Source organism: Bulleidia sp. HCP3S3_C9 (assembly GCF_052064035.1).
GTDB lineage: Bacteria > Bacillota_I > Bacilli_A > Erysipelotrichales > Erysipelotrichaceae > Bulleidia.
The window spans coordinates 1-660 of record NZ_JBQHWJ010000129.1 but is presented as its reverse complement, the minus strand read 5'-3'; the positions used below and the strand labels follow the sequence as shown (position 1 = coordinate 660).

At 39.7% G+C, this 660-nt stretch carries 1 protein-coding gene; it reads left to right on the top strand.

Going from position 1 to position 660, the window contains the following annotated elements:
* Positions 1–660, top strand: a 660-nt coding sequence (locus ACTND6_RS11090) for an IS110 family transposase (RefSeq protein ID WP_441045116.1), incomplete at both ends; no start/stop codon positions are given.

Below are 660 nucleotides of genomic sequence, written 5' to 3'. Positions count from 1 at the left end.
CAAATGGTCTTGAAAAGATTATCGTTGGTATGGAACCGACTTCCATATATTGGGAAGCTTTAGCTACATATTGTAAAGATAATGGAATGATTCTTGTACATGTAAATCCTGCAGCTGTTCATAAGTCAAAGGAATTAGATGACAATGATCCATCAAAGAATGACAGGAAAGACCCTAAGGTAATTGCAGGTCTTGTAGCAGATGGGAGATATCAGTTCCCATACATGCCTGAAGAAGAGTATGCAGAGCTAAGAGAACTTTCCAATCTGCGCATACGTACACAGGAAAGTCTCACGCAATGCAAGAACAGATTATCTCGATGGTATTCACGTTATTTTCCAGAATTTAAAGGAGCGTACAAGAACGTTGTATCAAAGACTGCAATGATGATTCTGGACCTGTATCCATTACCTGAAGACATCGTGACGTTAGGTGTTGAAGGAATATTGCAGATCTGGAGAAGTAAGAAGGTACGAGGTGCAGGAGAAAGAAAAGCCAGAAAGCTGTATGAAGCAGCTAGAAACAGTATTGGCAGAAAAGAAGCGGCATCAATAGCCAGAATTGAATTCAAGTCAATCAAGGAAGATCTAGATCGTTATCAGGAAAGACTGGATGAGATTGAGAAGAAGGCAGATGAAATTCTGCCAAAAATCAAGAATG